19 protein-coding genes are annotated in these 21,157 nt (G+C 66.7%); 8 read left to right on the top strand and 11 right to left on the bottom strand.

The genetic code is table 11. From position 1 onward, the window contains the following. Positions 1-24 precede the first annotated feature (24 nt). The 3 genes from G3580_RS01500 to G3580_RS01490 all read right to left on the bottom strand — a co-directional run bounded on the left by G3580_RS01500 (position 25) and on the right by G3580_RS01490 (position 2,110). Positions 25-738: a response regulator transcription factor gene (locus G3580_RS01500; RefSeq protein ID WP_217424576.1), complete on the bottom strand. Its 714-nt coding sequence runs from the start codon at positions 736-738 to the stop codon at positions 25-27. 138 nt (positions 739-876) lie between these two features. Beyond that, positions 877-1,518, bottom strand: a complete 642-nt coding sequence (locus tag G3580_RS01495; RefSeq protein WP_173763584.1) for an MBL fold metallo-hydrolase — start codon at positions 1,516-1,518, stop codon at positions 877-879. Between the two features lie 100 nt (positions 1,519-1,618). Beyond that, positions 1,619-2,110: a DUF1269 domain-containing protein gene (locus G3580_RS01490; protein WP_173763583.1), complete on the bottom strand. Its 492-nt coding sequence runs from the start codon at positions 2,108-2,110 to the stop codon at positions 1,619-1,621. 314 nt (positions 2,111-2,424) lie between these two features. Here G3580_RS01490 and G3580_RS01485 point away from each other — a divergent pair, with 314 nt between their 5' ends. The 6 genes from G3580_RS01485 (at position 2,425) to G3580_RS01460 (ending at position 8,799) form a co-directional block, all read left to right on the top strand. Then, positions 2,425-3,882, top strand: a complete 1,458-nt coding sequence (locus G3580_RS01485; RefSeq protein ID WP_173763582.1) for a sensor histidine kinase — start codon at positions 2,425-2,427, stop codon at positions 3,880-3,882. Positions 3,883-3,885: 3 nt separating this feature from the next. Then, positions 3,886-5,283, top strand: coding sequence for a sigma-54-dependent transcriptional regulator (locus G3580_RS01480; RefSeq protein ID WP_173763581.1), 1,398 nt, complete (start codon positions 3,886-3,888; stop codon positions 5,281-5,283). After that, a complete protein-coding gene (locus G3580_RS01475) occupies positions 5,283-5,876 on the top strand; it encodes a DedA family protein (protein ID WP_173763580.1) in 594 nt (197 codons plus the stop codon). Before G3580_RS01480 ends, G3580_RS01475 begins: the two co-directional genes overlap by 1 nt. A gap of 219 nt (positions 5,877-6,095) precedes the next feature. Further along, positions 6,096-6,803 (top strand): YfdX family protein, encoded by a 708-nt coding sequence (locus tag G3580_RS01470; RefSeq protein ID WP_173763579.1) that lies wholly within the window; start codon positions 6,096-6,098, stop codon positions 6,801-6,803. Between the two features lie 224 nt (positions 6,804-7,027). Beyond that, complete coding sequence (locus tag G3580_RS01465; RefSeq protein WP_173763578.1) at positions 7,028-7,714, top strand: tetratricopeptide repeat protein; 687 nt, start codon at positions 7,028-7,030, stop codon at positions 7,712-7,714. Between the two features lie 104 nt (positions 7,715-7,818). After that, complete coding sequence (locus tag G3580_RS01460; RefSeq protein ID WP_173763577.1) at positions 7,819-8,799, top strand: zinc transporter ZntB; 981 nt, start codon at positions 7,819-7,821, stop codon at positions 8,797-8,799. Here the strand turns inward: G3580_RS01460 and G3580_RS01455 are convergent. Continuing rightward, positions 8,793-9,206 (bottom strand): hypothetical protein, encoded by a 414-nt coding sequence (locus G3580_RS01455; protein WP_173763576.1) that lies wholly within the window; start codon positions 9,204-9,206, stop codon positions 8,793-8,795. The genes G3580_RS01460 and G3580_RS01455 overlap by 7 nt on opposite strands. A 500-nt stretch (positions 9,207-9,706) precedes the next feature. Between G3580_RS01455 and G3580_RS01450 the strand changes: the two genes are divergently transcribed. Then, entirely contained in the window at positions 9,707-10,588 is an 882-nt protein-coding gene (locus G3580_RS01450; protein ID WP_173763575.1) for a helix-turn-helix domain-containing protein, read from the top strand. Between the two features lie 112 nt (positions 10,589-10,700). Here the strand turns inward: G3580_RS01450 and G3580_RS01445 are convergent, their stop codons facing one another. The 3 genes from G3580_RS01445 to G3580_RS01435 all read right to left on the bottom strand — a co-directional run bounded on the left by G3580_RS01445 (position 10,701) and on the right by G3580_RS01435 (position 13,756). Then, positions 10,701-11,747: an alpha/beta fold hydrolase gene (locus G3580_RS01445; protein WP_173763574.1), complete on the bottom strand. Its 1,047-nt coding sequence runs from the start codon at positions 11,745-11,747 to the stop codon at positions 10,701-10,703. A 67-nt stretch (positions 11,748-11,814) separates the two neighbouring features. Next, complete coding sequence (locus G3580_RS01440) at positions 11,815-13,473, bottom strand: flavin-containing monooxygenase (RefSeq protein WP_228720734.1); 1,659 nt, start codon at positions 13,471-13,473, stop codon at positions 11,815-11,817. A 25-nt stretch (positions 13,474-13,498) separates the two neighbouring features. Then, positions 13,499-13,756 (bottom strand): hypothetical protein, encoded by a 258-nt coding sequence (locus G3580_RS01435; protein WP_173763572.1) that lies wholly within the window; start codon positions 13,754-13,756, stop codon positions 13,499-13,501. Between the two features lie 243 nt (positions 13,757-13,999). Between G3580_RS01435 and G3580_RS01430 the strand changes: the two genes are divergently transcribed. Further along, the gene (locus G3580_RS01430; RefSeq protein ID WP_173763571.1) at positions 14,000-15,247 is read left to right on the top strand and encodes a CobW family GTP-binding protein; all 1,248 of its coding nucleotides are present in this window, start codon (positions 14,000-14,002) and stop codon (positions 15,245-15,247) included. A 107-nt stretch (positions 15,248-15,354) separates the two neighbouring features. Here the strand turns inward: G3580_RS01430 and G3580_RS01425 are convergent, their stop codons facing one another. From G3580_RS01425 to G3580_RS01410, 4 genes are all read right to left on the bottom strand, one after another. After that, positions 15,355-16,227 carry a hypothetical protein gene (locus G3580_RS01425; RefSeq protein WP_173763570.1) on the bottom strand — a complete coding sequence of 291 codons (873 nt, stop codon included), beginning with the start codon at positions 16,225-16,227 and terminating at the stop codon, positions 15,355-15,357. After that, a complete protein-coding gene (locus G3580_RS01420; RefSeq protein ID WP_173763569.1) occupies positions 16,224-18,500 on the bottom strand; it encodes a hydantoinase B/oxoprolinase family protein in 2,277 nt (758 codons plus the stop codon). Before G3580_RS01420 ends, G3580_RS01425 begins: the two co-directional genes overlap by 4 nt. 43 nt (positions 18,501-18,543) lie before the next feature. Beyond that, the gene (locus tag G3580_RS01415) at positions 18,544-20,679 is read right to left on the bottom strand and encodes a hydantoinase/oxoprolinase family protein (RefSeq protein ID WP_173763568.1); all 2,136 of its coding nucleotides are present in this window, start codon (positions 20,677-20,679) and stop codon (positions 18,544-18,546) included. 77 nt (positions 20,680-20,756) lie between these two features. After that, positions 20,757-21,155, bottom strand: coding sequence for an acetone carboxylase subunit gamma (locus tag G3580_RS01410; protein WP_173763567.1), 399 nt, complete (start codon positions 21,153-21,155; stop codon positions 20,757-20,759). Between the last annotated feature and the right edge of the window lie 2 nt (positions 21,156-21,157).

Raw genomic sequence — 21,157 nt, 5'->3', positions numbered from 1 at the left:
CGACGCGACGGCCCGCCCCCGGCCTCAGGCCGGGGCGGCCTCGTCGGCCGCCGCCTCGCCCAGGCGCTCGAGGCGATAGCCGTAGTTGTAGGTCGGCGTCAGGCGAAAACCGTTTTCCGGGCGCAGCCCCAGCTTGCTGCGCACCCGGCTGATATGGGTGTCGACGGTGCGCGTGGCCAGATTGGGATTGCGCCCCCAGACGGCCTCGAGCATGTGTCCGCGGGAAATGAGCCGCCCCAGGTTGCGGAACATGAACATGGACAGGTCGAATTCCTTGTCGGTCAGTTCGACCGGCTCGCCGTGGACCGTCACCGTCTTGGCCGACACGTCGAAGAAGAACGGCGGCACGTCGATCACCTGCTCCTGCGCCAGCGGCCGCGCCCGGCGCATCACCGCCTCGATCCGTGACACCAGTTCGTAGCGCCGCAGCGGCTTGACGATGTAGTCGTCCGCCCCGGCGCTCAGGGCGGTCACGATGTCTTCTTCGGCATCCCGGGCGGTGATGAAGATCACCGGGGTATCGTTGGACCGGTCCTGACGCAGCCAGTTGAGCACCTCGGTGCCGCTCATCTCCGGCAGCATCCAGTCGATCAGGCACAGGTCGAAACTTTCCCGCCCGGCAACGCGGATGAACTCCCTCGGTTCGACGAAACCATAGACGTCGTGGCCGGCCTGCTGCAGCCACTGGATCAGGGTGTCGTTCTGTACCGAATCGTCTTCGAGAATCGCCAGTCGCACCAGCCATCGTCCTTGTGGAAGCGGTCGGTGACCGCGGCAGCCGAATATGCTACCGCAATCGCGTCGCCGCGTCGGCCCTTGGCCGGGCCTGTCGCACCCGGCCGTAACACGACGACACGTTCTCGCGCAGTGCCGCGCTCAGCGGCCCTCGCCGACGAAGGGGTTGCTCGCCCGCTCGGTGCCGAAGGTGGACATGGGGCCGTGCCCGGGAATGAAACGCACATCGTCCCCCAGCGGCCACAGCTTGGTGCGGATGGCGGTGACGAGCGCGCCATGGTCCCCGCGAGGAAAGTCGGTGCGCCCGATGGAGCCGGCAAACAGCACGTCGCCGACCACCGCCAGGCGCGAGGCCGGATCGAAGAACACCACATGCCCCGGGGTGTGCCCCGGACAGTGCAGCACCTGCAGCGTCACCGCGCCGACACTGACCTCGTCACCGTCGTTCAGCCAGCGGTCGGGGGTGAAGCCCTCCACCGGCGGAAAGCCGAACATGCGGCTCTGATCCTCGAGCGCGTCGATCCAGAAGCGCTCTTCCTCCTGCGGTCCCTCGATGGGCACCGCGTGACGCCGGGCCAGCTCGGCCGTGGCGCCGGCATGGTCGATATGGCCATGGGTGAGCAGGATCTTCTCCAGTTCGACGCCGGCCTCGGCGATCGCCGCCTCGATGCGGTCGATGTCGCCTCCCGGGTCCACCACGGCCGCCTTGCGGGTTTCGGAACACCACAGCAACGAACAGTTCTGGGCGAAGGGGGTGACGGGGATGATGCGGTATTCGAGCATGATGCGCGCGGCGGCCGGGGCGCGGCCGTGATGATCAGGGCCTCACAGGATACCGCAGGGACAGCGCAGATTTGTCGAACGAGCGCGCCCGGCCGCCGGGTCAGGCCGCCAGCGACCGATGCCGCCCGAGGCCGGCCGGATCGTCCATCTCCAGGGCCTGGGGGCGATGGATGTCGCTGCACAGCACCGCCTCACCACTGCGGTGCAGGCAGTCGAGCACATGCCCGACGCCGGACCGGCGCGCGAGCACCAGCAAGGCGCCGCCGCGCTGTTCGAGCAGGCGTGCCACCCGGCTCATGAAGGCGTCCTCGAGGCCGAACTCGTGCAAGCGCTCGGGCGCTCCGGCGGGTCCGCCGCACAGGGGGTGGCGCTGCAGCACCGCCGCCAGGGTGCCCCAGATGGCGCGACCGGACAGCCCCACGGGCCACAGGTCGACCAGATGTTCGATGCGGATCGGCTGGCCGGGTTCGCGCGTGGCGACGACCGCGTCCGCCACATCGACGAGATATCGGTTGGAGAGGGCCAGCAGATCGGTTCGCGCCGCTTCGGCCTGCGGCAGCGTGTCGTAACCGATCACGAGCAGTTCATACATGGTGTGCTCCTTGGGATGCAACGCGGGCGGATACGCGCCCACGACACCGGTCGCAAACCACGTGCCACGACGCATCCCCATGATTTGACGGTTTTTTTACACTTTGCGCGGCGCACAATCCGGCAAACCGGTTGAAATCCACCATGCGCCCGGTTTAAATCCACCAGAGGCGCGCTCGCCGTGGCGCGGACCGCCCCCACACGGCGCATGCGCTCCCACCACGCGCGTGGCATGGCAGTTGCTCGCATCCCCACGCAGGACGGCGTGCCACGCCATCGTCACCGTGGCGCCCCCATCGACCGACGGAACCCCCAATGACAGGCTCTGCGCATTCGCCCCCCGCAACCATCCACACCACGCTGCTGCGCCCGTTCCGGCTCGCCGCGAATCTCACCATCGTGGCCCTGGTCGTCTCGCTCGGCTTTCTCGCCTACACCGCCTGGACCTCGACCCAGCGCCTCGCCCCGCTCGAACGCCACATCAATCACCTGCAGGCGCTGCAGAAGATCAATCTGGACATCCAGGAACTGCTGATCCACCACGTGGCCACCGATTCCCCCCCACAGCCGGCGGAGGTGCGGCAGATCCGCGCGGCGCTCAAGGCCCTGCTCGACCAGGGCTCCCACCTGGATCCGGCCACACCGGCCAGTCTGAAGCGCGCGCGCGACATGCTCGCCGTCGAGCGCACCGATCTGGAGACCGGTCTGCTCGAAGCGCTCAAGACCATCCGCCAGGCCCTGACCCAGGAAAACGCCCTGCAACGCGACGTGGTGGCCGCCACCCGGCGTGCGGCGGAAGCGGAAACCAGTGTGGCGGCCGGCGCCATGCTGCTGATTCCGGTACTGGCGATGATGCTGCTGGCCGCCATCCGGCGCCGCGCCTTCGGCTCCATCAACCGCCTCGCCAGCCTGCTCGAGAACGTGGGCAACCTGAACTTCACCACCGCCGAACCCCTGCCCGCCAACGACCCGCTGGCCGATGTCTATGCGCGCTACAACAACATGGCGGCGCGCCTGCGCGAAGCCAGCCATGCCGCCGAGGCCCATGCCAGCGCCCTCGAGGCCCAGGTCAAGGCGGCCTCCGAGACCCTGCTGCGCCAGCAGGCGGAGCTGGAGAACGGCGCCCGTCTGGCGGCGGTGGGCGAATTTGCGGCCCGCCTCGCCCATGAACTGCGCAATCCCATCTCCGGCATCAGCGCGGCCCTCAACAACATGGAAGAAGAACTGCCGGAGGGCGACGAGCGCGAACGGGTGCACCTCATCGCCGAAGAGATGATGCGCGTCACCGGCCTGCTCAACCGCATGCTGGAACAGGGCCGGGCCCATCTGGAGACGCCGGTGACGGTCAACCCCCGCCAGCTGGTGCAGGACATCGTGCGCCTGTTCCGCTACCAGCTGCCCGCCCGCATCGAGATCGCCACCGAGGTGGCCGACGACACCTGCCAGCTGCCGCGCGACACCCTGCGCCAGGTCCTCATCAACCTGCTGCGCAACTCCTCCCAGGCCATCGGCGACGCACCGGGCCGGATCGACATCCGCATGCAGCGGGAGGGGCGCCACTCGGTGCTCACCGTCCGCGACGACGGCCCCGGCTACCCCGAGGTCCTGCTCGACCACGGCATCCGCCCCTTCCACACCACCAAGGCGGACGGTTCCGGCCTGGGGATGTCCATCATCCAGCGGCTGGTGCGCTCGGCCGGCGGCGAAATCCATCTCAAGCGCGGGGACGGCGGCGGCGCGGTCACCGTGGTCACCCTGCCCTGCGGAGACTGACCCATGCAAACCATGACCATCATCGAGGACGAGCGCCTGCTCGGCTCGGAACTGAAACGACGCTTCGAACGCGAGGGCTGGCAGGTCACCCTGTCGGAAACCCTCGCCGATGCGCGCCACCTGATCATCGACCTGGGGCTGACGCCCACGGTCGTGCTCTCCGACATGAACCTGCCCGACGGCAACGGCCTGGACTTCCTCGAGGAAGTGCGCGAGGCCGGCGTGCTGGGCGAATGGATCTTCCTGTCCGGCTACGGCACCCGGCGCGACATCGAGCGCGCCGCCGAGCTGGGGGCGCTCGACTTTCTCGCCAAGCCGATCGACTACCACAAGCTCGACCTGACCATCGCCGCCGGTGCGCGCGGCGCCCGCGCGCGTCAGCGCATCGCCGACAGCACCGAGACCGAGGCGCGCAAGTTCGCCCCCGAGGCCTTCATCGGCACTAGCCCGGCGGCGGCGCGGGTGCGCGCCATGCTCGGGCAGCTCGCCCAGGTGCCCATCTCCAGCGTGCTGCTGTCGGGCGAGACCGGCACCGGCAAGGGCCTGGCCGCCAAGATCCTGCACTACTCGGGGCCGCGCAGCGACGGCCCCTTCGTGGATGTGAACTGCGCCGCTTTCCCCAAGGATCTGCTCGAATCGCAGCTGTTCGGCCATGAATCGGGCGCCTTCACCGGGGCGCGCAGCCGTCACCGCGGCCTGCTCGAACAGGCCGACGGCGGCACCCTGTTCCTCGACGAGATCGGCGAGATGGACCTCGGCCTGCAGTCGAAGCTGCTCAAGGCCCTCGAGGACCAGCGCTTCCGCCGGGTGGGCGGCGAGCGCGAGATCGAGGTGGACGTGCAACTGGTGGCCGCCTCCAACCGCGACCTGCGCGATCTGGCCGCGCAGGAGCGCTTCCGCAGCGACCTGTACCACCGCATCTCGGTGTTCGAGATCCCCCTGCCGAGCCTGCGCGAGCGCAAGGAAGACATCGAACCGCTGGTCCATGCCCTGATCCGCGACTTCAACGCCCAGGCGGGCAAGCAGGTGCGCACCGTGCCCGAGGCGGTGTGGGGCGCCCTGCACGCCTACCACTGGCCGGGCAACGTGCGCGAGCTGCGCAACGTGATCGAACGCTGCGTGCTGCTCTCCAGCGGCGCCGAGCTGCCCGCCGAATGGCTCGGCCTCGCCCAGGCCGCCGCCCCCGACCCGGCCGCGACGCAGGCGGCGGGCGACTGGATCCGCCTGCCGCTGGACGGCTCCATGGCCCTGGACGAGATGGACCGGTTCATCATCCGCACCGCGCTGGAACGCCACGACTACAACGTGATGGCGACCGCGCGCGCCCTCGGGACCACCCGCGAGACGCTGCGCTACCGCATCCAGAAATATGGTCTGAGCGCCGCCGAACACCGCCGCTGATGGACAGCCTCGTCACCCACCTGGTCGGCGCCGCGCTGCCGGTGGTGACCCTGGTCATCGCCCTCGAGGCGCTGGGCGCGCCGCTGCCGGGCGAGACCCTCATGATCGCGCTGGGCACCTCGCTGGCCGCCCGCCACGAGAGCCTGGTCCCGGTGTTCTTCGCCCTGTGGGTCGGCGCGGTGGCCGGCGACAATATCGGCTACCTCATCGGCCGCCGCTTCGGTCGCAATGCGGTGCTGCACCATGGCACGCGCTTCGGACTCACCGAAGCGCGGCTGCAGCGCGCCGAGGCCGCCTTCGCACGCTACGGCGTCGCGCTGGTACTGGTCGCCCGCTTCTTCGTCCTCCTGCGCCAGCTCAATGGCGTGCTCGCCGGCACCCTCGCCCTGCCCTGGTGGCGCTTCGTGCTCGCCAACACCCTCGGCGGCGCCTTGTGGGTCGGCCTCTGGCTCGCGTTCAGCCACGCCGTGTCCGCCGAACTGCTCGGCCATCTGCAATGGCTGCACCGGTTCAAGGCGATCGTCGCCATCGGCGTGGTGCTGGTGGCCGGGGGCTTGGTGCTGCGGTCCCTGCGCAAGGATGCCGACACCTGAGCGTCCACCGGTGCATGGTGGAAATTTCCGCCACTGGGTCGGGCCTTTTCCCGCCGATCACATAGTGACCCCAATAAAATCAATCAGTTGAAAACTGGCACAAGCGATGCCTCGTGATCGTCGGCTGAAGAAAAACAGTCAACGGATGGCCCACCGACCCGACACCCCGTCGCGACCACCCGGATTCCATCCCACGGGTGCCAGACAAGGAGCAAGACCATGAACAGGCACATTGGCCGTCTCATCATCGGCGCTCTGGCCAGCGCCGCCCTCACCGCCACGCCGTTGATTCCGGTCGTGGCCCGGGCCGCCACCCCCAACTCGCCGACCGTCAAGGCCGCGCAGGCGAAGAAGGTCGATCAACTCAAGCTGAAGGTGTCCGACGACGGCCGCCAGGCCATGGAGGATGTCCATGCCGCGCGCATCGCCCTGTTCAACGGCGACACCGACACCGCGCGCAAGCTGGTCCATGAGGCCCAGCAACGGCTCACCCGGACGAGCACCGACGAACAGGCGCTCGGCCACGACGGACAATACGACCGCAACCTCGTGTCCATCGACGGCCAGCTGGTGGTCGGCCACGACTATGTGGCCACACCGGAAAAAACGCGGCACATCGTCAAGGGTCAGGCGCATCTGAAGGCCGGCCAGCCGCAGCAGGCCGTCGAGGAACTCAGGCTCGCCGACGCCGACGTCGGCTACACCCGGCTGCTGATGCCGCTGAAGGCCACCCGGAAGCATGTGGATGAAGCCGCCGCGCTGATCTACAGCGGCAACAACTACGACGCCAACCTGGCGCTGAAGGCCGCCGAGGACGGCCTGTCGGTCGATACGGTGATGCTGGTCGACACGCCCCACCCCGTGAAGACCGCCGCCACCGATACCCTGTACCCGATCCCCGACGGCTCGCCGGTCACCATCGACTGAGCACGGACACCCGATGACCGTCACGGCCGGGCGCTGCCCGGCCTTTTTCATGCCCCCCGACCGCCGGTGGATTTGCACCGGCCGCGACGGGGCATAGCCACCGAAACCCGGGGATCGCGCGAATTTCATTCGCCACATCAACACCTTATCGAATGGCACGCGTGATGCACGATGTTTGACACACGCACAAGCACGCATCAATACACCGACCCAGGAGGCCCGTCATGCACCTTCACGATGAACAACGCCCCCAGATCACCTTCGGGCTCTTGCTGCTCATCGCGCTGGCCTTCGCCGCCGGCCGGCTGACCGTCGGCCATCTGGCGAACGACCCGGCGCGGGAAGAAGCCGCCGCCATCCACGCCTATCGCAGCGGTCACACCACCGATGCCCATCAGCTCTTTGCGCAGCTGGCCAAACACGGCGACACCACTGCCGCCTACTACCTGGGCGAGATGGACCAGTATGGCGACGGTACCGCGCGCGACGGCGCCCAGGCGGTCAAGTGGCTCACGATCGCGGCCAAGGCCGGCCATGCGCGCGCGGCACGCCAGCTCGGCCTGCTCTACCTCAACGGCCAGGTGCAGGTGCAGGATCTCGCCGCCGCGCGCCAGTGGCTCACCCGGGCCGCCAACGCGGGCGACGCGGTCGCCTTGCGCCATCTGGGCACCATGACCGCCCGTGGCCTCGGCGGTGCGGCCGATCCGGTCGCCGCCTACGCCGACTACGCTGCCGCCACCTCGCTGGGCGACACCGATGCCGCGAGCCTGCGCGATGCCGAAGCGGCCCGCCTGAGCGCCGCGCAGCAGGTCGAAGGGCAACGCCAGGCAGCCCGGCTGGCCGCGCACGCCAAACACGCCGCGCACGGGACGCCGGGGACGCAGCACACGCCGAAACCGGCCGGAAAATGACGCCCGCCACCGACACCGGCCGAGCGGGCGATTGCATCGCGGACGCGGTGGACGGAAACTGAATCCGCCCATTCATTCTGGAACCGACCGCACCGCGACCGCCCATGGCCCAGACCGACACCCCGCCGAACCGCGACATCAGCCTCGATCAACCCGTCATCCACCTGTGCTTCGACGCCCAGGGACAGCAGGTGACGGCGGACGCGCCGGCACAGGTCTTCGAATGGATTCATCTCAAGCGCGGCTCCCCCGAGGCCGACGCCTGGCTGGCCGACTCGGGCCTGAGCCCCTTGGTGATCAACGCCCTGACCCAGGAAGAGACCCGTCCCCGGTGCACGGTCGACGACGAAGGCGCGCTGCTGATCCTGCGCGGCGTCAATCTCATGGCGGGCGCCGATCCGGAAGACATGGTTTCGGTGCGCTTCTTCATCGACGAGCACCGGGTGGTGAGCGTGTGGCGGCGCGCCCTGCTCTCCGTGGGCGACCTGCTCGCGGCGGTGGCGCGCGGCCACGGCCCCACCGGACCAGGCGACCTGATCGCGCGGATCGCCCTGCGCCTGACCGATCGCGCCGAGCCCATCGTCGCCACCCTGAACGAGCGCGTCGACGATCTGGAAGAGCAGGTGCTGGACGGCAATGCCGACGTCCTGCGCAGGGAGCTGGCGGATGTGCGCCGCATGTCCATCATGATCCGCCGCTTCATGTTCCCCCAGCGCGATGCCCTCACCACCCTGGAGATCGAGGATCTGCCGTGGCTGGGCCGTCATGATCGCGCGCGGGTGCGCGAAGCCAACGAACACACCGCGCGCCTGGCGGAGGAACTGGAGGCGATCCGCGACCGGGCCACGGTGGTGCATGAGCAGATCATGGACATGCGCGCCGAGGCCATGAACCGCAGCATGTTCATGCTCGCCATCGTCACCACCGTGTTCCTGCCCCTGGGCCTGGTCACCGGTCTGCTGGGGATCAACGTGGGCGGGATTCCCGGCGCCCAGAACGCCGACGCCTTCTGGGTGGTGTGCGCCGTGCTCGGCGCCCTGGTGGTCGGGCAGCTGGCGCTGTTCCGCTGGTTGAAGATCTACTGAGGCGCGGCCGTCGCGTCGGCGTGGCCGGCCGACACCATCTGCGCCACCCCGGCGCGGGCCAGCGGCCGATCCGTGTCGGGGCGATGCACATAGAGCCATACCATCGCGCCGATGCACACCACCAGCACCGCCGGCACCAGCCACACCACCGCCTCGGCCACGCGTTCCCCGATCCGGCCCGTCCCGGCGCCCGGCGTCGCGCGCCCGTCGTGCTCATGCCAGGGGAAACGGATGGCCAGCAGCCACACCGGGATGAGGACCACCAGCAGCAGCCCGAGCCCCCACAACCACAGGTCGCGCTGCGCCGGCGATGGCGAGGCGGCATGGGCGGTGTTCACCCACAGCGATACCGGCACCGCGAGGTGCCACAGCGAGGCACGTCCTTCGCGTCTGTCCATTCCCGCCATGCTCGTCTCCTTCCGGTCTGGGCGCCGATGATGTTCACCGTCGCCCAGCAAGAACGGCGCCACCCGCCAAGCGCCTGATCCGCCAGCGAATTGGCGGAAAGCGCCGACGCTCCGGACGGTTGATTTCCACCGCCCTGGTGGATAAGCCCCTCGTGCGCTCACCGTCCGCATTCCGGACACGCATGTGTCCCGATTCCCGACGTTCGACTCGCTTCGAGCGCCCCTTTCGGGTACACCGGGCCGCGCCGATTCGGCGCCCCGCCTTGGCTGGCGCGCCTTTGCGGAAAACGTCGCCAGCCACGACGCATCCGGCGCGTGTCTTGCTTCGGACAGAGGCATCGGCCACGTATCGCAGAACCCGGTCAGCGCGCCGCGTGTTCCCGAGACGACCCGCCTCGCGAGAGGCTTCGACAGCGACGTGGCGACCGCTCTCGACGCGCCCCAGAGCTCCGGCACCCGCCGATGCCTGACGCGCTCCAGACCTGTCAAAGAGGTTCATCATGGGGACATTGCTCAAACCCGCCGACCTGCCCACCTGGGTACCCGGAAGAATCCTGTCCGCAAGCGACGGCTTGGGATGGAAAGACGCAAGCCATCGTGCCTATCTGTATGCGGGGCTGGACGTTCAGATCCCGCCCATGGACCACTTCCTGATCGTCCGCTACCGGACCGGCGACACCCCGATGGATCGTTGCGTGGAAGAACGCTGGAGCCGGAAGCAATGCGCACCGGGCGACTTCTCGCTGTTGTCGCGTTCCGAGTACTCGCATTGGCACTGGACCCGACACATCGAGGTCTCGCACACTTACCTCTCGGAAGCCTTGTTGTCACGCGTGGCCACGGACATCACCGGACGCGACGTCTCCGAGGTGCACCTCCATGACGTGCTGCAGGGGCAGGATCCGGTGGTCACCGGCATCGCCGACGCCATCCAGCAGGAAGCGATTGACGGCGCCTCGGGTGGCCCCTTGTATGTCGAAGCACTGGCGATCCAGCTCGGCGTCCACCTGATCCGGCACTACGCCTCCGTGGCGTTTCGCGAAGACACCGTTGACAGCCCGCTGTCCCGACAGCAACGACGGCGCATCGATGAGTACCTCGAAACCCATCTGCACGACACTGTCACCATCGAACAACTGGCCCAGCTCGTCGGCCTGGGGGTGTGGACCTTCACCAAGCACTTTCGCGCCACCACCGGCTGCGCACCGTACGAGTACGTCACGACCCTGCGGGTAGAACGGGCTTCACGACTGTTGACGACCGGCAACCGGGCCATCAAGGAGATCGCCGCGGCCTGCGGCTTTTCCGATCAGGCGCACCTCACGCGCGTCCTGCGGGCACGTCTGGGCACCACACCCGCACGACTCAGACAACGGCGCTGAAGCGATCCCGCGGGCAAGATAATGGCGTGTCCGGACGGGTCGGACACGCCGGGATGGTCGCCTGGATCACGCGGGCGACGGACGCCTCGGAGACGTCCGTCGTCGGTACGCCTCAAGCGGGCAGGGACAGGAGCTCCTTGAGGTTGCGATCCAGATCCGACATCCAGTTCGGATCGGTGCCGAACAGGGCCAGATGCCCGTCGATACTCACCAGGGGCCGGAATTCACTGCCCGCAATCAGTTGCTGCTCGGCCAGGCAGTCACTGGGCGGGAAGAACATGTCGTGGCTGATGGGCATCACGTACGTCCGTGCCGTGATGCGCCCGAGCGCCTCCGGCAGTCGCCCCTCGGTGTGTCGGCCGACATCTCCCCGTTGCCATTTCCACGCCATGCACAACAGGTTGTTGGGATCCATCGGGCCGAAGTATCCGGTCATGAACTGATCCACGAACGCCTGCATGTCCTCAAAGCCGAGCGCCCGGTGGCGCCCGGCGCGGAAGAACTCGGTGCTCCACCCCATCACCGTCCATAGTTTGGCATGCCGCTTGAGCCCCGCCGCGACCGCCTCCGGCCCCGTGTAACCGCCATCGTCGAAGCCGGGATCGGTCGTGATCGCCTCGCTCAGGGTTTCGGCGAACAGGAAATCGTGCTCGGTATTGCAGGCGGTGCCGGCGATCGGTGCCGCCCGCTCGACCATGTCGGGATAGCGCACCGCCCATTCGTAGGTCTGCTGTGCCCCCATCGAGCCGCCGACCACGAGCGCCAGGCGTTCGATGCCGAAGTGTTCAGTGAGCAGACGATGCTGCGCCCGAACGTCGTCGCCGATGCGCACCTTGGGGAAGCGCGCGCCCGCGATCGCCGCCGGGGCATTGCTGGGCGAGATCGACAGACCGCTGCCGATCTGGTTGACGACGACGATGAAGTAGCGAGCCGGATCCAGGGCGCGGCCCGGTCCGATGTAGGCCTGCTCCATGATCTTGCTCGTCCCGGAGTACCAGGTCGGAATCAGGATCACGTTGTCGCGGGCCGCGTTGAGCGTGCCGTGGGTGGCGACGGCCAGCATGCAGTGCTCGAGCACGCCGCCCTCTTCCAGTTCCAGCCGGCCGATATCGATCGTCTCGTAGGGGCCGTGTACATCCTGGGTGTAGTAGTCGTTCATGATGTCTCCTCCAGGGTGGATCGCCCCGCGCCGAAGGATGTCGGCGCGGGAATCCACGTGAATGGCGTTACTGGATGTCAAAGCCGGGATAGCCCTGCGTGGCCAGCTCGTCGCAGCGCTTGTGGTAGTTGCCCACGCCGCCGATGTAGGAGAGCAGGCGCCGCGGCTTGCCCTCGACGTTGGAGCCCATGTACCAGGAGTCGGTCTTGACCACGAGGGTCTTGGCCGCGGTCTCGTCGTGGTGCTCGACCCAGGCGTCCTGGAAGGCCTCGGTGGCCTCCACCACCCGCTTGTCGTGCCTGAGCGTGTAGTCGATGCAGTCGGTGATCCAGTCCACCTGATGCTGCAGGCAGGTCGTCATGTTGCACAGCGCCGCCGACGGCGCGAGCGGTGCGCCGGTGGTGAACAGGTTGGGGTAGCCGTTAACCTGCAGGCCCATCGCGGTGCGGATCTCCTTGCTCCACTCGTCCTTGAGGGAACGGTCGTCACGGCCGCGGATGTCGATGCGGGTCAGCGCGCCGGAGCCGGCGTCGAAACCCAGCGCGAAGATGATGACGTCGACCTCGTGCACCTTGCCGTCGGCGGTCTGGATGCCCTCGGACACGATCCGCGTGATCGGCGCCTTCTTGCAGTCCACCGCCTCGACGTTGGGCTGCAGGTAGACCTCGAGATACTTGTTCTCGAGCGGCACCCGGTGGGTGCCGAAGCCGTAGTCCTTGGGAATCAGCAGGTCGCACAGCGCCTCGTTGTGCTGGAGCCGGTCACGCATCTTGGCGCGCACGAACTCCGAGACCTCCTCGCTCACCGCCTCGTCGAAGAACATCTCGGGGAACGAGGCCAGCCACAGGGAGAGCGAACCGTCCTCCCACAGCCCCTCGAGCACCTGGGTGCGTTCCTCGGGCGTCTTCTCCTCCCACGGGCCGGCGTCGAAGTCGTAGTCGAAACCGGCGAAGGTTTCCTGCACGCGCTTCTTCAGCTCGTGGAAGCGCTCGCACCACGCGTTCCAGTCGGTGTCGGAGTACTTCGGATTGCGCATCGGGATGATGTACTGCGGGGTGCGCACGAAGACCTTCATCGAGCCGACCTCCGGCGCGATGGTCTGGATCACCTGGATGCCCGTGGCGCCGGTGCCCACCACCGCCACCCGCTTGCCCTTCAGATCCACCGGCGCCTTCGGCCACAGGGCGGTATGGTAGAGCTCGCCCTTGAAACTGGCCTGGCCTTCGAAGCGGTTGGTGATCGGGGCCGACAGCATGCCGCAGCAGGCGATCAGGAACTGGGCGGTCACCACCGTGCCGTCGGCGGTTTCGACGTTCCACTGCTGCGCGGCCTCGTCGTAGCGGGCGGCCGCGATACGGGTGTTGAACTTGAACTCCTTCTTCAGATCGAGGGTGTCCGCCACATGGTTCAGCCAGCGCTCCGTCTCCGGCTGCGCCGGGAAGCGCTCCGTCGGCTTCCACGACTTGTAGAGTTCCTCCGAGAACCAGTACTGGTAGATCTCGGCCTGGGAATCGAAACGGGCGCCCGGGTAACGGTTCCAATACCAGGTCCCGCCGACGCCCGAGCCGGTTTCATAGCCCTGCACCGTCAGGCCCATTTCCCGCAGGCGATACACCTGATAGAGGCCGGCGACGCCCGCGCCGATCACGATCGCATCGAAATGCGCTGTCGCCTGTTCCGGATCATCGGTGCCTGGCAAGGCATGTTGGGGGGGGTGAATGTCCACTTTTGTCTCCATTGTGTCTCTGTCGTCAGGGTGTCAGCACGGCATGGCGCAAGTGCGGACCGGCCAAGGCCGTATGCCGTAACGCAAAAACTACGTCAGGGAATCGCGCCCGGTCTTGTCGATATCGGGCCTTCTTTTGAACAAAAACGGGAATCGGCACCGACGCCGAGAAGAAAGCATCGCCCGATGGCGCATCGGGTCGAATGCTGGCGAGGCATCGATCGGCGTCGGCGCATTTCACTTTGTGTTCTTGCCGCGCGAGCCCCCGGCGCACCAGCATCACGAGGTGCAATCCGACCATCCGTTATTCAGGCACCCAACCGTCCGTTTTCCAAACGCCCCGTCGTTTTCGACACGTTTTTCAATCGGCGCATCGCAATGGCGGTATGGCCGAAGATTCAAGGCCTTGGCGGAGCCACCGAAGGCCCCAATCCGCACCGAGGCGCTTGGCGTGATAGTTGCTCGACAGTATGTCCACGTGCCGCCACATCGGCGGCGCAAATCACTTTCAATGTCCGAAAACGTCATGGCTTCAACAACCACTACGAGCGCCAACCCCACGGATCGTATTCCGGTGACGGTCCTCACCGGCTTTCTGGGTGCCGGCAAGACCACGCTTCTGAATCAATTGGTGCGCCAGCCCGACATGGCGAATGCGGCGGTTCTCATCAACGAGTTCGGAGAGGTCGGTCTCGATCATCACTTGGTCGACAGCGTGGACGAGAACATCGTGCTGCTCGACTCCGGCTGCGTGTGCTGCAGCATGCAGGGCGATCTGGTACAGGCGCTCCAGACCCTGTCGAACCGCAGTTCGCGACGCGACATTCCGCCCATCACCCGGGTGCTGATCGAGACCACCGGGCTGGCCGATCCGGCGCCGGTCATCTATACCCTGATGGAGCACGAGTTCGTCTCGGCGCGCTATGTATGCGACGGCATCGTGACGGTGGTGGACGCGACCCATGGCCTCGCCCAACTCAACCGGCACCGGGAAGCGCTACGCCAGGCCTCCATGGCCGACCGGCTGCTCATCACCAAGACCGACCTGACTGATGCCGCCACCCTGGCGGCGCTGGAAGTCCGGCTCGAAGCCGTGAACCCGGGCACCCCGCGCCGGATCGTCCGATCGGGGCAGATCCGCAGTGACATGATCTTCGGGGCGGGTATCTACACCAAAGGCACGGCCTCACCGGAAGTAGCCACCTGGCTGGACAAGCCGTCACGGGGCTTTCGCACGCCGCAGAGAACGGCGGGCACGCCCGCCTGGCGACCTGGCAACGCGCCAGGCCCCCGTCGCGCCGAGCGTCATGACCTGCGGGTGCGCAGCTTCGTGATCGAACTGCCGGCCACCGTCCCGTGGTACGGATTTGCCGCCACCATGGGACGGATTCTCGACACCCATGGAGACAAGCTGCTGAGGGTCAAGGGGCTGGTCGCGGTCTACGGGACCGAAACCCAACCCCTGGTCATCCACTGCGTGCAGAACGTGGCCTATCCGGCGGTCCGCCTGGATGCCTGGCCACCCGGCGAGGCATTCGCCGACCGGCACGGCCGCATGGTGTTCATCGTCCAGGATCTGTCGGAGGCTGACGAGGCGGGCATACGCGCCGCGCTGGCGCACCTGCCGGCCGATTCGGTGGCCGCCCGGACGGTGGCTGCCTCGCCGTGGCTGCCCACCAAGTGCTGGCTGTCCCAGTGGGTGGCCACGACCAGCCTGCCCAGCTATCAAGTCGACGGCTGGATCGTCCAGACCCGTCGCCCGCGCCGGCTCTGATCGAGACGGGCGCCGCTCGCCGCGCCCCTCGCGAGGCTTCACCCGAAAAAAGCGGACGACACCGGAGTGCCGTCCGTCAAAAAGGAGAGCCTGTCCGATTCGGGCCGCTACGCCGAGCGCAGCAGCGCGATACTCTCGAGCACCTGTTCCGGGTGCTGTGTCTTCGGAATGCGCGCGAAATAGAACTGGCGGGCGCCCAGCGGCGGCGGGGCCTCGCCCGCCCACAAGGCATCGCTCACATCGATCCCGGTAGCGCAGGGCGCGCCGGCCAGATCCGACGCGGCGCCGATCAACGCATCCACATCGGTGGCGGACGGCATGGCCGCCGGCGGAGCGGATCCGAGCAGGATGCTCACCCCCCAGCGGTAATGCCTGGCCACGTTGATCAGCGGCCGGTAACGCTCGATATCGAGCGGGCCGCAATCGGCATCGTCCGGCAATTCCTCAAGGAGGAGCCCTGCAAGCTTCGCCTGGGACACGGAACGCAGCATGTCCGCCATGTACATGGCGCAGTCCTCGACCCCGTCGGCGTCGAACTCGGCCTCCTCGCGCCCCACCGCCCGATTGGCGATCTGCACCCAGTGGCGCGGTGATGGCAGAGCCAGCACCAGGGGGACCTGCCCGCGCAGGTACCCCGCCACGCCGTCGAGCACTTCGGCGAGGATGGCGCGCGGCTCTTCCGCCTCCAGCAGCTTGCGTATCGGGAAGGCGAAGCGGCGCTTCGCCCCCATTTCGTCAAGATAGGCCGGATGGCGAGCGAGCCAGGACGCGTAGAGCCCGCTGACCTCTACCACCGCCACATCGGGCCGCAGCAGGCCGTGCGCCTGGGAAAAGTAGGCCAGATACAAGGCCGGCGTCTGCCAGGGATCACCGCCGTCACCTGTGAGCAGGCGGGTCGTGTACTCAGCGGACTTCAGCCAGACCCGGATGCGCCCCGGTTCCGAGGCGTCCGGCAACAGGTCAGCGAGGCTCGAGCTCATTGCTTTTCGTCTTCCAGTGCACCGAGGGCCGCCAACCGCTGTTCCAACTCCTCGATCCGCACATCCTTCGGATGACGCATGTAGTTGGGCTTGGGCGCGTTGGCCTCGCGGTAGTCGTGTTGCGAACCCATGTAGAGCTTGGCAACGTCGTCGCCCCAGCAACCGAAGTACATGAGATGTTCCGGCGGCGCGGGTTTGTTCCAACGCTTGATGAACTCGGCATACGGCACGCCTCGCCGCTTGCGGGCCTGGCGCTCTTCGCTGCGCGCGGCGTCGGTTGCCTCGTAGTTGATCGCCAGCGTGGCGCGGTCGAACCTGACCTTGTAGAGGCGCTCGGCCACGTCGGGTGAGATCAGCCCTTCCTCGATGTCGCGGATGACGCCGGCCGGGTCGCGCTCGAGCAGATCGCCGTAGCCCGCGCCCGCGCCCTGGGAAATCATGAACAACTCACCACGCTTGGAGATCTCGAAGCCCATGCCCATATGATGGGTGGTGTAGCTGGCGCCCTCGAAGGGACGCTCGTTCATGATCTCCTCGATCGAGTGCTTGAACTTGTGCGGTTCGTTCTGCAGCACGTCGTACACATCCACCCCCTTGACCTTTGAGAGCGGATAGGCGCCGCAGGCATAGCCACCGAACAGGCCCTGCAGCGGCGGGATCTTCGCGCCCTGGCAGGTGGTCATGAAACCCCACTGCTCGGAATCCTTGGTGGCCACGATCATGGTGTAGCCCTGACCGCCACGGTACTTGCCCGGGGCGACGGCGTCACGGGTCATCTTCTTGGAGACCAGCTGCAGGAAGGGGACGTCCTCTTCGTTCAGTTCCTGCTCGCCGATGTCCGCCATGGTGGCGAAGATCGGCGCCAGGGCATGCTCGCCGTCGCGATCCACCGTGGCGCCAGCGCCCATGCCGTTGAGATCGGCACACAGGTTGCCGAGCGTCTCGCCGTGCTGGCTGACCCCACCCCAGATGAAGGTGTTGATCATGTTGAAGGTGGGCGCATGCACCTTGGTGTATTTCTCGGGGCAGCTGTAGAGGAACTTGGCCACCGCATGCTGGCCGGCGGTAAAGCCGGTGAAGATGGACATCAGACTCTGGGAGTTGGGGGCGTCGTACGAGCAGTTGACGATCGAGTGCGGATCGGTGATCACCTCGATCGGCGCGAACGCGGCCTGGCCACGCGGCAGATCCGGCCACACGTAGCACAGGAACACCTGCGCCAGCATGCCCTTGAGGCCGGCCACGATGGTGTTGGTCGGCCGGTTGGTGAATTCCGGCGCCGAGCCACGGAAGTCGAAGATCAGCCGGTCGCCGGTCTTGGTCAGCTTGCAGTTGATCTTCACCACACAGTTCTCGCGCAGGGTCGAGTCCTGGATGATGTAGGTCCGCACCGACATGTCGGGCCATTCGCTGATGCGACGCTTCACTTCGGCGCGCACGTTTTCCATGGTCAGGCGCAGGGTGGACACGAGCGCGGCGGGGCCGTCGGTATCCAGCGTCTCCTGGATGCGCTGCTTGATCCGCAGGCAGGCGAAGAGCTTGACCTTCATGTCCTCGTACTGGAGCTTGGGCTCGCGCACCGAGTTCTGCAGGAAGGTCAGGATGTCGCGCTTGATCTCGTAGTTCTCGACCACCTTGAAGGGCGACATCTTGAGGCCCTCGTCGCTCGGGCTCTCGGCCATGGACGGCATGCCGCCCGGCTCGATGGCGCCGTTCTCGCCCTCGTGCACCGTGGAGGCGACCCAGCACACCAGCTTGCCCTCATGGAAGATGGGCAGGATCATCGACTGGTCGGTGTTGTGCACATTGCCGTAGCGCGAGTCGTTGTGGATGAAGCCATCGCCTTCGCGCACCCCGACGGTGGGGTCGTTCATCCAGTTCTTGATGATGAACTTGATCGGGTGGTGCACCAGCGCGGAGAAGATCAGCACCCCGCCGGCGCTGGCAATGGCCAAGTCCCCCGAGGCGGAATACACCCCGGTAATGACATCGCCCCACTTGGCACCGGGCGCGGCCCCCATCTGTTCCACCATCTCGTAACCTTCGTCGCAACCGGACTGGATCCGGTCGCGGATCTTGGCGATGGTGTGTGAATCGCTCACCTGGGCGATCGATGCCTCTTCCTGGTCATCCCGCGGCATGAGGTCATGGTTCTGCATGATCTCCGGGTCGGGCCCCAGGAACAGGGTGGTGTCACTGAGGAACTTCTTGATCAGTGCCAGCTCTTCGGCACTGGGCTTTTTGCCCGTCACGGGCGTCGCAATATCGTTCATGTCTAATCCTGTCTGATCGTTGGATCGAGTGATGTCCCGTGTCTCAGGCACGCAGGAACCAGGTGGCGCCCTGCTTGGCGGCGACCAGATTCCAGCCCGGATTGACCAGGAAGGTGGTGACCTCGGAAGCCACGATGGCGGGGCCCGGAATCTCGACGCCCGGCTCGATCGCATCACGACTCCACACCGGGGTATCGACCGCGCCGTCATGGCCGACGAAGTAGCACTTGCGGGTGGTCGCCGGCGCCGGCGGCGCCTTGCGCAACTCGGGGGCCACCGGCTTGATGTCCTCGAACTGAACCGTCTCGTGCTTCACGTAGGCCGCCACGCGGATGGTGTTGATGCGGATACCCGCCTCCGGTGCCTGCGAGCCTTCGCCGAAGCGCTTGCCGTAGTCATTGGAGAACTGGGAGATGATGGCCAGCACGTCACCGGCACCATTGACCTCGTGCTTCGGAATCACCGCCGTGGTCTGCACCAGCTGGTTGCCGTAGCGCATGTCCAGCTCCAGGTTGTGGCACACATCCTCACGCGGGATGCCCTGACGCATCAGATCCTGGGTGCCTTGCTCCTTGAGGTCGGCGACGATCGCGTTGAAACGGTCGTAGTCGTCGAACAGGTGGCGGGTATTGGAGTCGTACAACACCATGTACAGCGAGGTTTCATGGATATGCAGCTGGTGCATGTTGCCGGCACCGACCGCCGAGAACACCGAGCTGAGCGGAGGCGCCAGGATCTTGTCGATCGACAGGTTCTGCGCAATGCCGCAGCAGTGCAGCGGACCATTGCCCCCGTAGGCCAGCATGGTGAAGTCCTTGGGGTCGTAGCCACGCGCGCGCAGTTCGGTGAACAGGCCGTTGGCCATGTTGTCGTCCACCTTCTCGCGGATCAGCAGCGCCGCCTCGATCACGTCGCAGTCGAGCTCATCGCACACCGCATCTTCGATGGCGGACTTGGCACGCCGCGGATTGAGCGGAATCGAACCGCCGGCATAGTTCTCCGGATCGAGATAGCCGAGCAGCAGGTCGGCGTCGGTCACGGTCGGCTTCATGCCGCCACGGTCGTAGCAGGCCGGGCCGGGATCGGAGCCGGCGGACTCGGGGCCGCACTTGACGGTGTCGTACATGCGGTCGTAACTCGCCACGGAACCGCCACCGGCGCCCAGCGTGACCAGGTGCACCATCGGCACGGACACCAGCCAGCGGTCGATCACCGGGTTGAAGTCGTAGTGCTTGATGCCGCCCTCGACCACGATACCGATGTCGTAACTGGTACCGCCCATGTCGGTGGCCACCACGTTGCCCAGATCGGCCTGCATGGCCAGGTGCTCGGAGGCGCCGATGCCGGAGACCGGACCGGAGTGGATGGTCTGCAGTGCGTCGGTGGAATTGAGCTGCGCCATGCCACCGGAGTTGTGGATCACCAGCATCGGCTTTTCGTACTGGTGCGCGCGCAGGTTCTGTTCGAGCGCCGACAGCGCGTGGTACATGGTCGAGTGCAGGTAGCCATCGACGATCGCCGAGGTGGCACGCACATACTCGCCCTTACGGCCGGCCACCTGGTGCGACAGGATCACCGGGATCGCGCCGAGCAGGTGGGACGGATACTCCTCGAGCAGGATCTCCTCGATGCGCTGCTCATGCTCGGGATTGACCACCGCATTGACCAGCGCCACGACGATGATCTGCGCGCCACGATCGACCAGCTCGCGAATCTGGATGCGCACATCGTCTTCATCCAGGCCCATCACCAGATTGCCCTGGAAGTCCACGCGTTCGCGCACGCCGCGGATCATGTGCGGCAGCACCAACGGGTCCGGGCGCTGGGCGTTGGGCATGTCCTGCTGGCCCAGATTGTCCAGCCCCTCGCCATAGCCACGGGCACGCGACAGCGGCACGGTCGCCTCGTAGCCGGCCGTGACCAGCATGCCGATCTTGGGCCCCTTGTGCTCGATCAGGGCATTGGTCCCCAGGGTGGTGGCGTAACGCACCGAATCCACTGCGGAGAGGATCTGCTCCAGCTCCAGTTCAAGGACGTGGCAGGCCTTGCCGAGCGCCTCATTGAAGCCCAGCGCCAGGTTTTGGTGGGTCGTCAGGGCCTTGGCTTCGATGTACTTGCCATCCCAGACCACGAAACAATCGGTGAACGTGCCACCGATATCGACGGAAACTCGCCTCATGCTATCTCCTCAATTCTTTCTCACCGGCGCGGCCGGGCCTCGGGGCTCCGCGCGCCGTACATCCCGCGACGCGGGACTCAGTGGTTGTGTCCCTGGCCGGCCTCGACCGCAGGACCGATCACCGGCTCCTTGACTTCGTCGCGCGTAGACCACTGGGCCTTCAGCGCGGGCAGGTCCGGCTCCATGTCATGCAGGGGCGGATGGCCCGGGACGGCGTATTCCGTCTCCACCATCGTCCCGCAGCTCGGGCAGTAGTACTCCAGGATGCGGACCCATTCCGGATCAGGGCTGAAGGTGAAGCGGTACTTGTCCGGATCGATGATCGGCGGGTGGATTTCACGTGGATCACGGTCGTGGACCAGCATCCCTTCCTTGTAACCGCGGGTCGCGGGACCGACCACGTGGTTGCACACACGGCACTCCCAGTTCTCGCTCTCCAGGTCGATGCGCAGGTATTCGGTCATCAGCACTTTCATGT

The organism is Nitrogeniibacter mangrovi (genome assembly GCF_010983895.1).
Taxonomy (GTDB): domain Bacteria; phylum Pseudomonadota; class Gammaproteobacteria; order Burkholderiales; family Rhodocyclaceae; genus Nitrogeniibacter; species Nitrogeniibacter mangrovi.
Note: the sequence above shows the minus strand (reverse complement) of the source record. Positions and strands in the feature narration are given on the sequence as shown.

Excerpts from the sequence above, each read along its gene's own strand:
- G3580_RS01495 (WP_173763584.1), bottom strand. The coding sequence starts at position 1,518 with ATGCTCGAATACCGCATCATCCCCGTCACCCCCTTCGCCCAGAACTGT.
- G3580_RS01490 (WP_173763583.1), bottom strand. The coding sequence starts at position 2,110 with ATGTATGAACTGCTCGTGATCGGTTACGACACGCTGCCGCAGGCCGAA.
- G3580_RS01485 (WP_173763582.1), top strand. The coding sequence starts at position 2,425 with ATGACAGGCTCTGCGCATTCGCCCCCCGCAACCATCCACACCACGCTG.
- G3580_RS01480 (WP_173763581.1), top strand. The coding sequence starts at position 3,886 with ATGCAAACCATGACCATCATCGAGGACGAGCGCCTGCTCGGCTCGGAA.
- G3580_RS01475 (WP_173763580.1), top strand. The coding sequence starts at position 5,283 with ATGGACAGCCTCGTCACCCACCTGGTCGGCGCCGCGCTGCCGGTGGTG.
- G3580_RS01470 (WP_173763579.1), top strand. The coding sequence starts at position 6,096 with ATGAACAGGCACATTGGCCGTCTCATCATCGGCGCTCTGGCCAGCGCC.
- G3580_RS01465 (WP_173763578.1), top strand. The coding sequence starts at position 7,028 with ATGCACCTTCACGATGAACAACGCCCCCAGATCACCTTCGGGCTCTTG.
- G3580_RS01460 (WP_173763577.1), top strand. The coding sequence starts at position 7,819 with ATGGCCCAGACCGACACCCCGCCGAACCGCGACATCAGCCTCGATCAA.
- G3580_RS01455 (WP_173763576.1), bottom strand. The coding sequence starts at position 9,206 with ATGGCGGGAATGGACAGACGCGAAGGACGTGCCTCGCTGTGGCACCTC.
- G3580_RS01450 (WP_173763575.1), top strand. The coding sequence starts at position 9,707 with ATGGGGACATTGCTCAAACCCGCCGACCTGCCCACCTGGGTACCCGGA.
- G3580_RS01445 (WP_173763574.1), bottom strand. The coding sequence starts at position 11,747 with ATGAACGACTACTACACCCAGGATGTACACGGCCCCTACGAGACGATC.
- G3580_RS01430 (WP_173763571.1), top strand. The coding sequence starts at position 14,000 with ATGGCTTCAACAACCACTACGAGCGCCAACCCCACGGATCGTATTCCG.
- G3580_RS01425 (WP_173763570.1), bottom strand. The coding sequence starts at position 16,227 with ATGAGCTCGAGCCTCGCTGACCTGTTGCCGGACGCCTCGGAACCGGGG.
- G3580_RS01420 (WP_173763569.1), bottom strand. The coding sequence starts at position 18,500 with ATGAACGATATTGCGACGCCCGTGACGGGCAAAAAGCCCAGTGCCGAA.
- G3580_RS01415 (WP_173763568.1), bottom strand. The coding sequence starts at position 20,679 with ATGAGGCGAGTTTCCGTCGATATCGGTGGCACGTTCACCGATTGTTTC.
- G3580_RS01410 (WP_173763567.1), bottom strand. The coding sequence starts at position 21,155 with ATGAAAGTGCTGATGACCGAATACCTGCGCATCGACCTGGAGAGCGAG.